The sequence below is a fragment of the Actinoplanes sp. NPDC051633 genome (genome assembly GCF_040681735.1).
Lineage (GTDB): Bacteria > Actinomycetota > Actinomycetes > Mycobacteriales > Micromonosporaceae > Actinoplanes.
The window spans coordinates 1-8,903 of record NZ_JBFAZH010000205.1 but is presented as its reverse complement, the minus strand read 5'-3'; the positions used below and the strand labels follow the sequence as shown (position 1 = coordinate 8,903).

The window sequence follows — 8,903 nt, the reverse complement described above, 5'->3', positions numbered from 1 at the left end:
GGCGGCGCGGGCGGGCGGCGCGGGCGGGCGGCGCGGGCCGGGGGCGGCGCGGGCCGGGGGCGGCGCGGAGCAGGCGGCGTGGGCGACGCGGCGTGGGCGGCGCGGGCGCAGCCAAGCGGGCGGCGCAGTGCGGGCGTAACCAAGCGAGCGGAGGGTGCGGGCGCGGGAGGCGGCGCTGGAGGGCACCGGTGTGACGGCGAGCGGCCGGCAGTGCAGGCGCCAGGCGAGACGGTGCGACGCGAGGACGAGCCGCGCAGCGTCGGGCGGGCGAAGCAACGCCCGGCAGCCGACGCAGCCCAGAACAGGCGACGCAAATCCGGCGACGGCCAGGTCGTCCGCCCAGGGGAAGTGCCCGCGCTGAGCAGGCGACGTTATGCACCGAGGATCGAAGGTGGGGATCCGCGGCGGGGTCGCGTACCCGGCGGGTCAAAGGCCGCAACCCAGCGGAGAGCGCAAGAGAAAGACAACGTGGGGTTTCAGGGGGCTCGGCCCCCTGAGCAGGAATGCCGCCGGCGCCTCCGGGTCCCGCGCTTTTTGCGGACACGGAGAACCAGCGCCGGCGGCGGCGGACGACGCCCATCCCCATAGGCGCCGCCCGCACACACCGCCGGTCTCGGGTCGCGCCGTCCCCCAACGGCTGATGCCACCCGTCCCCAACGCCTCACCGCGGTGACCGCAAGCGGTCGACCCGTTCCCCGAACTAACGGCTCGGCGTCCATCGACCACGCTAGTTGGACCGGTCAAGGACTGACAAGCCAGTTGGATGTCTGCCATCTGTCTTGACGGTCACAGCTGACCGAACGGGGGATCCGGTCGGATGCGCCGGACGGTGGAGGGTACGTCGGGCTCAGGGTTTCGGGACGGTTGCCGATCGGTTGGGGGACTGACCCGGTTCGACCCATGGGAGACCTACATGTCCCAGCCCACCGCTTCAGCCGACGACCGGCCGTTGCAGCGCGCCGCGCTCGACCTGTTGTTGCACGAGCGCCTGATCGCCACGGTGAACGGCCGGTCCGGCGAGGTGGCCACGGCGAATCAGCGGTTCTGCGAGCTGATCGGGCGGTCCGAGGACGATGTGCTGGGTGTGCCGCTGGCGCAGCTGTGGCACACGTCGGCGACGGCGGTGGACCGGATGCTGGACGCGGCGCGGGCCGGGGAGTATCTGGAGCAGGTCACGTCGGTGACGGACAACGCCGACCGGCACCGCTGGCTGCGGTTGAACTGCGGGCCGATCGAGTCGGACCAGAACCTGGTGCTGATCACCGCGTACGACATCACCGAGGACCGGCGGCAGGTCACCGAGCTGAAGGGCAAGTACGCGGCGATCGACCGTTCCCAGGCGGTGATCGAGTTCGACCTGGACGGCATCATCCTGACCGCGAACGAGAACTTCCTGGAGCTGACCGGCTATTCGCTCGGGGATCTGGTCGGTCAGCACCACCGGATGCTGTGCGAGGAGCGGTACGCGGAGAGCGTCGAGTACGCCCAGTTGTGGGAGCGGCTGGCGTCGGGCGAGGTGGAGAGCGGCGAGTTCAAGCGGGTCGGCCGGGGTGGCCGCGAGGTGTGGATCCGGGCGACGTACAACCCGATCTTCAACCTGGACGGCCGGCCTTACAAGATCGTCAAGTACGCCATGGACGTCACCGAGACGAAGCTGCGCAATGCCGAATACGAGGGCAAGGTCACCGCGATCGGCCGGGCCCAGGCGGTCATCGAGTTCGACCTGGACGGCCGGATCATCGACGCCAACCCGAACTTCCTCAACACGATGGGCTACACGCTGGACGAGGTGCGGGGGCAGCACCACCGGATGTTCGTCGACGAGGAGGAGGCGCGGGGCGCGGCGTACCGGAATTTCTGGCAGTCGCTGGCCCGGGGCGAGTTCGAGACGGGCGAGTACAAGCAGCTGGCCAAGGACGGCCGGGAGGTGTGGCTGCAGGCGACCTACAACCCGATCTTCGATCTGGACGGCCGGCCCTTCAAGGTGGTCGAGTACGCCGGCGACGTCACCGAGAACAAGATCAGGAGTGCCGAGTTCGTCGGCAAGGTGACCGCGATCAGCCGGGCTCAGGCGGTGGTCGAGTTCGACCTCGACGGCCGGATCCTCGAGGCGAATCCGAACTTCCTCAACACGATGGGCTACACGGCCGAGGAGATCCGCGGCCAGCACCACCGCGTCTTCGTCGACGCCGAGCACGCGAAGAGCGCCGAGTACGCGCAGTTCTGGCAGCGCCTGGCCAAGGGCGAGTACGAGTCGGGCGAGTACAAGCGGGTCGCCAAGGGCGGTCGCGACGTGTGGCTGCTGGCGTCGTACAACCCGATCTTCGATCTCGAGGGCCGGCCGTTCAAGGTCGTCAAGTACGCCACCGAGATCACCGAGGGCAAGCTGCGCAACTCCGAGTACGAGGGCAAGGTGTCGGCGATCAGCCGGGCCCAGGCGGTGGTCGAGTTCGACCTGCAGGGCCGCGTGCTGTACGCGAACAAGAACTTCCTGGACACGGTGGGTTACTCGATGGAGGAGATCCGCGGGCAGCATCACCGGATGTTCATGGACGCGGAGACGGCGTCGAGCCCGGATTACCTGGCGTTCTGGGAGAAGCTCGGGCGCGGCGAGTTCGACTCGGGCGAGTACAAGCGGGTCGCCAAGGGCGGCCGGGAGGTCTGGCTGCAGGCCACGTACAACCCGATCTACGACCTGGACGGCCGGCCGTACAAGGTCGTCAAGTACGCGGTCGACGTCACCGACACGAAGCTGCGCAACGCCGAATACCAGGGCAAGGACATCGCGATCAACCGGGCGCAGGCGGTCATCGAGTTCGACCTCGAGGGCAACATCCTGATGGCGAACGAGAACTTCCAGCGCACCCTGGGCTACTCCGCCCGCGAGCTGGTCGGCCAGCACCACTCGATGCTCTGCACCGGCGACTACGTGACCTCGGCCGAGTACCGCGACTTCTGGCTGCGGCTGCGCAAGGGCGAATACCTTGTCGGACGGTTCCACCGGATCGGCAAGTTCGGCCGCGACGTGTGGATCCAGGCCACGTACAGCCCGATCCTGAACACCAAGGGTGAGCCGTTCAAGGTCGTCAAGTACGCCCACGACATCACCGACCAGGTGCAGCTGGAGCAGCGGCTGTCGTCCAAGACGCGGGAGATGAGCGATTCGATCGCCGCGCTGACCGGTTCGATCGACGAGATCACGGTGAGCGCTCAGCAGGCCAGCACGCTGGCCGGCGAGACGCAGCAGAACGCCCAGGACGGGTACGAGGAGCTGCGCAACGCGATCGAGGCGATCGACCTGATCGAGCGGTCGTCGGATCAGATCGCGGCGATCGTCAACGTGATCGGCGAGATCGCGGGGCAGACCAACCTGCTGGCGTTCAACGCCTCGATCGAGGCGGCCCGGGCCGGTGAGCACGGCGTCGGCTTCTCGGTGGTGGCCGGTGAGGTGCGCAAGCTGGCCGAGCGCTCGTCGGACGCGGCGCGGGAGATCACCACGCTGATACACGAGTCGGCGAACCGGGTGAGCCAGGGCTCGACGGTCTCGCATCGGGCGCAGGAGGCGTTCGGAATGATCTTGAAGAGTGTCGCCTCGACGAGTGAGTCGATCAAACGGATCGCCGACTCGACGGCGCTGCAGCAGAACGCGTCCAAGGCCGTCTCCCAGCACATCACCGAGCTGATCGGCACCGAGGCGTCCTCGTGACGACCAGCACCACGGACGCCCTCTACGGGGTGTTCCGGGCGGGCGAGGTGCGGGTGGCGCTGCCGCTGGACGAGCTGCGCGAGGTGATCATGCGGCCGCCGCGGTTCAGTCCGCTGCCGGCCAGCGCGGAAGGGCTGCTCGGCGCGGTCAACCTGCGGCATGTGGTGATCCCGGTGCTGGACCTGTGCCGGCTGGCCGGGTTCGGCGCGCACGCCGAGGACGAGGGCAAGGTGATCGTCATCGTGGCGCGGGCCGGCCAGATCTTCGGCCTGCTCGCCGACGAGATCGAGGGCGTCGCCCGGATCACCGCGGACGCCCTGCTGGAGACCACCGTGGCCGGCGAGGGACGGGCCTTGTTCTCGCACACCTTCGAGCGTGCCGAGGATCGTGCGGTGGTCGCTTTGCTGGACGCGGCGGCGATCTCCGATCGCCCGGGGATCCCGGTGGTCAAGGACGTCGGCCTGCGCCCGCCGGTGGGTGCCGCGGCCGATTCGGGCCGGCGTACGGTCCTGCTGCTCCGCTGCGGGGCCGTCGGCCTGAGCATCGACGTGTCGCACGTGCATTCGGTGATCCCGCAGCTCACCCTGCATTCGTCGCCGCTGGACGGGTCCACCTGCCGCGGGGTGGTGCACCTGCATGGCCGGGCGGTGCCCGCGGTCGACCCGCTGGGTCTGCTCGGACTGGGCGCGCTGCCCGACGACGGCAACCTGCGCGGCCTGGTCCTGGCCACCGAGCGTGGCCTGGTGGTGCTGACCGTCACCGACATCGCGGACATCGTGGCGGTGCCGCTGAGCGACGTGCTGCCGCTGCCGCCGATCGGCATGCGCAAGGGCGGCTTCCTGGACGGGATCCTGCGGGTCGAGAGCGGCGAGCAGCATCTGTTGCTGAACGGGTCGGCGCTGCGCGCGGACCCGGAGCTGGACACGCTGGCCGGCCTGGGTCTGCCGCTGGACGCCGCGGCCTCCGCCGGGAGCCGGCCGCCGGAGGTGTCCGGTGAGGTGCCGGCCGAGAGTCACGACGGGCGCCGGATCGTGGCGAGCGTGCGCAAGTTCCTGACCTACAGCGTCGGCATGGAGGCGGCCACGCCCCTCGACCAGATCACCGAGATCGTCCCGTACCCGGAACACGCCATCGGCCTGGACAGCGGCGGCGCCCTGCTCGGCGTCTTCACCCACCGCAAGCTGTCGGTGCCGCTGCTCTCACTGCCGGTGCTGCTGGGGCTGGCCGACCCGGTGGACCCGGCCGCCGCGCGGGTGTTGCTGGTAGAAGCGACCGCCCAGCAGCCCGCGCCCGAAGCTGTGCCGCTGCCGGCGCCTGGTCCTCCGGACGGCGCGGAGAACCCGGACGCCACTGTGGTCCAGCTCATCGGCTTCGTAGTGCCGGCCCTCCACGCGATCGAGGACTCGGTGTGGGAGGAGTCCGCGCCGAAGGAGCCGAGCGAGCCGGGCTCGATGTTGCAGCGCGGGCCGCTGGTCAAGATCGGCACCGAGGCGCAGGGCCGCCTGCTGCCCAACGTGGACCTGACCCAGCTCGTCGCCGCCGAGCTGGTGAGCTAGTCCGTCTTGGCGGCGAAGTGCTCGAACGCCTGCAGGTTGGCCAGTGACTCGCCGCGCTTGACCCGCCAGGCCCACTCGCGGCGGATCGACTCGCCGAAGCCGATCTCCAGCATCGAGTCGAAGGACTCGTCCGCGTACGTCAGCACCGCGCCCAGCAGCCGGTCCAGCTCGTCCTCGTCCAGCGACTTGAGCGACACCCGCCCGGTCAGGTAGACGTCGCCGACGCCGTCGATGGAGAAGCTCACCCCGTACATCCGCGCGTTGCGGCGCAGCAGCCAGGCCCACAGCTCCTCGCGGTTCTCGTCGGGCTGGCGCATCACGAACGCCTCGACGCGCAGGGCGTGCTCGCCGACGATCAGATTGCAGGTGGTCTTGAGCTTGTGCGTGCCGGGCAGGGTCACCACCCAGTGACCCTCGCCGGCGGCCTCGCACTCCAGCTCACGCTCGGCACAAACCCGCTCGATCAGATCGCTCACCATGCGTACGCCTCCAGCCGCGCCGCGATCAATGCCCGATGCGCGGTCACCGCCTCACGGTAGACCCGCAGCAGTCCCTCGGCCGTCCGGTCCCAGGAGAACCCGGTGGCGTGCTCGACCGCCCCCTCGGACAGCTCCGCGCGGAACCCGGGCGCGCGCAGCAGCCCGGCCAGCACCCGCGCCCAGTCCCGCGGATCGTGGCCGTCGACCAGCACCCCGCTGATTCCGTCGCGGACCGCCGTGACCAGCCCGCCGACCGCGGCCGCCAGCACCGGCGTGCCGCACGCCTGCGCCTCGAGCGCGACCAGCCCGAACGACTCGTTGTGCGACGGCACCGCCACCAGGTCGGACGAGCGGTAGAGCGCGGCCAGGTCGTCGCCGGTCTGCGGCGGGAGGAACCGCACCGCGTCGGACACCCCGAGCGAGGCGGCCAGCTCGATCAGGGAGGTGGGCCGATCCAGCCCACTGCCGCTCGGGCCGCCGCAGATCACCACTGTGATCGGGGTGGCGGGCTCGCGGCGCCGCAGCTCGGCCAGGGCGCGGATCAGCACGTCGGGGCCTTTGAGCGGCTGGATCCGCCCGACGAACGACACCACGTAACCGTGCTCCGGCAGCCCGAACCGGGCCCGGTCGGACGGCCCGGGGCGGAACCGGGACAGGTCGACGCCGGGCTGCACCACGGTCAGCCGGCCCGGGTCGGCGTCGTAGCACGCGACCAGGTCCTGCGCCTCGAACCGGGTGTTCGCCACCAGCGCGTCCGACTCGGCGACCACCTGCTCCTCGCCGATCACCCGGGCCTTGGGCTCGGGCCGGTCACCGGCGGCGATCAGCCTGTTCTTCACCTTGGCCAGGGTGTGTGCGGTGTGCACGTGCGGCACACCCCAGCGTTCGTGGGCCAGCCAGCCGACCTGGCCGGAGAGCCAGTAGTGCGAGTGGATGAGGTCGTAGTAGCCGGGCGGGTGAGCCGCCTCGGCGCGCAGGACGCCGTTGGTGAACGCGCAAAGCTGCGACGGCAGCTCTTCTTTCGACAGGCCCTCGAAGGGTCCGGCGGTGACGTGCCGCACGGTGACCCCCGGCGCCATCTCGACCAGCGGCGGCAGCTCGGAGGAGGTCGCCCGGGTGAAGATCTCCACCTCGACGCCCAGCTCGGCCAGCCGCTTCGAGGTCTCGACGATGTACACGTTCATGCCGCCGGCGTCCCCGGTGCCCGGTTGTTCCAGCGGCGACGTGTGAACCGACAAAGTGGCGATACGCCGAGGAGTCGGCCAGCCTCCAACCACGATGGGTCCCTTCGCCGGATCTGTTCAAACGTTTCTGTCAACTGTCACAACGTTGTTCATCTTCCCCATCGATGCATGCTGAATCGCACCAGCACTCGTGAGCGTGACGCGCGTCATGAGGCAGGATCGACGGCATGACGAAGAACATCGCGGTGGTGACCGGCGCGTCCAGTGGGATCGGCGCGGCCGCGGCCCGCCGTCTGGTCGCCGAGGGCTTTCACGTGGTGGCCGCCGCGCGCCGGGCCGATCGCCTGGAAGCGCTGGTCAAGGAGGTCGGCGACGCGACCGCGGTGGCGTGCGACATCACCGACGACGCGTCCGTCGCCCGGCTGGCCGAGACGGTGGCCGGCCTGGACGGGCCGCTCACCATCCTGGTGAACAACGCCGGCGGCGCCCGCGGCGTGGACGAGGTCTCGGCCGCGTCGGTCGACGACTGGCAGTGGATGTTCGACGTGAACGTCCTCGGCACACTGCGGGTGACCAAGGCCTTGCTGCCGGCGTTGGAGGCGAGCGGCAAGGGGACGATCGTGACGGTCGGTTCCACCGCGGGCTTCGTCGTTTACGAGGGTGGTGGCGGGTACACGGCGGCCAAGCACGCCCAGACCGCCCTGGTCGGCACGCTGCGGCTGGAGATCGTCGGCAAGCCGGTGCGGGTGATCGAGATCGACCCCGGGATGGTGCGCACCGACGAGTTCGCGCTGAACCGGACCGGCAGCCCGGAGAAGGCGGAGGCGGTCTACGCCGGCGTGGCAGAGCCGCTGGTCGCCGACGACATCGCCGACTGCATCGCGTGGGCGGCCACCCGTCCGCACCACGTCAACATCGACCGGCTGGTGGTGCGTCCGCTCGCCCAGGCGGCCCAGCACAAGGTGCATCGAGAGTTGTGAGGATCGGCCCTCGGTCCGGTCAGGGACGGCGGCGGGGCGGCGGACGGCCGGTCGGCGCGATCACCAGAGGCACGACCAACCCCAACCGGTTGCGCCGGGTGGACAACTGGATCGCGTACCGGTGCGGCAACCTGATCGCGCGGGCGCGCGTACCCCTGGTCGTCGATCTGGGCTTCGGAGCCACGCCCGTCACCGCCGTCGAGCTGCGGGCGAGACTGCGCGACCAGGTACGTGCGGACGTCGCGGTGGTCGGATTGGAGATCGATCCGGTACGCGTGGCAGCGGCGCAATCCTCCGCGGACCCGCCGGGCCTGGAGTTCCGCCGCGGCGGTTTCGAGCTGGCCGGCCTGCGCCCGGTCGTGGTGCGGGCGCTGAACGTGCTGCGCCAGTACGACGAGGACGCGGTCGCCGAGGCGTGGCGGGCGATGACCGTGACGGGCGCGGTGCTGGTCGAGGGCACCTGCGACGAGCTGGGCCGGGTGGCCACGTGGGCGCTCGTGACGGCGGACGGCCCGCAGACGCTGACCCTCTCGACGCGGTTGTCCACCCTGGACCATCCGGAGACAATCGCCGAGCGCCTGCCCAAGGCGCTCATCCACCACAACGTTCCGGGCGAGCCGATCCACGACTTCCTGTCGGCGCTGCGCCGAGCCTGGGACGCGGCGGCCGGCCCCTTCGGCCCGCGGCAACGCTGGCGCCGGGCCGCGGCCGCCCTGCACGCCGACGGCCGGGTCCTGCACGAGCCGGGCCGCTGGCGTCTCGGCGAGCTCACCACGCCCTGGCCCGGCCGCGCCGCCTGAGGCGATTCCGCCACCCGTCGGGCCAACCACCCGCGGCCCCTTTGCTCTGCTTCCTCCAGGGAAGCAGATCCAGCCACCCCCACCGGGCCGGACGCCGGCGCGCCCTTGGCCGAGCAGGCGCGATGCTTGCCGGCCGGGGCCGCCTCACCCTGGATCTGCTTCCTCAGGGGAAGCAGAGCAAAGGGGCCGGGCCGGGCC

At 70.7% G+C, this 8,903-nt stretch carries 6 protein-coding genes and 1 pseudogene; 4 read left to right on the top strand and 3 right to left on the bottom strand.

The genetic code is table 11. From position 1 onward, the window contains the following. Positions 1-186 (bottom strand): annotated as a pseudogene (locus AB0M20_RS14430) (2-oxo acid dehydrogenase subunit E2); the annotation flags it as partial. Between the two features lie 727 nt (positions 187-913). On the opposite strand from AB0M20_RS14430, the gene AB0M20_RS14425 reads away from it, so the two are divergent. Both AB0M20_RS14425 and AB0M20_RS14420 read left to right on the top strand, forming a co-directional pair. Beyond that, positions 914-3,706, top strand: a complete 2,793-nt coding sequence (locus AB0M20_RS14425) for a PAS domain S-box protein (protein WP_364298101.1) — start codon at positions 914-916, stop codon at positions 3,704-3,706. Continuing rightward, positions 3,703-5,262, top strand: coding sequence for a chemotaxis protein CheW (locus AB0M20_RS14420; RefSeq protein ID WP_364298099.1), 1,560 nt, complete (start codon positions 3,703-3,705; stop codon positions 5,260-5,262). Before AB0M20_RS14425 ends, AB0M20_RS14420 begins: the two co-directional genes overlap by 4 nt. Here AB0M20_RS14420 and AB0M20_RS14415 read toward each other — a convergent pair. Next, the gene (locus AB0M20_RS14415) at positions 5,259-5,741 is read right to left on the bottom strand and encodes a YbjN domain-containing protein (RefSeq protein ID WP_364298097.1); all 483 of its coding nucleotides are present in this window, start codon (positions 5,739-5,741) and stop codon (positions 5,259-5,261) included. The genes AB0M20_RS14420 and AB0M20_RS14415 overlap by 4 nt on opposite strands. Continuing rightward, positions 5,735-7,021 (bottom strand): D-inositol-3-phosphate glycosyltransferase, encoded by a 1,287-nt coding sequence (mshA, locus tag AB0M20_RS14410; RefSeq protein WP_364298103.1) that lies wholly within the window; start codon positions 7,019-7,021, stop codon positions 5,735-5,737. Before mshA ends, AB0M20_RS14415 begins: the two co-directional genes overlap by 7 nt. Positions 7,022-7,152: 131 nt before the next feature. On the opposite strand from mshA, the gene AB0M20_RS14405 reads away from it, so the two are divergent. Both AB0M20_RS14405 and AB0M20_RS14400 read left to right on the top strand, forming a co-directional pair. Next, positions 7,153-7,905 (top strand): SDR family oxidoreductase, encoded by a 753-nt coding sequence (locus AB0M20_RS14405; RefSeq protein ID WP_364298095.1) that lies wholly within the window; start codon positions 7,153-7,155, stop codon positions 7,903-7,905. Continuing rightward, positions 7,902-8,705: a class I SAM-dependent methyltransferase gene (locus AB0M20_RS14400; protein WP_364298093.1), complete on the top strand. Its 804-nt coding sequence runs from the start codon at positions 7,902-7,904 to the stop codon at positions 8,703-8,705. The genes AB0M20_RS14405 and AB0M20_RS14400 overlap by 4 nt, the downstream gene beginning before the upstream one ends. Positions 8,706-8,903: the final 198 nt, after the last annotated feature.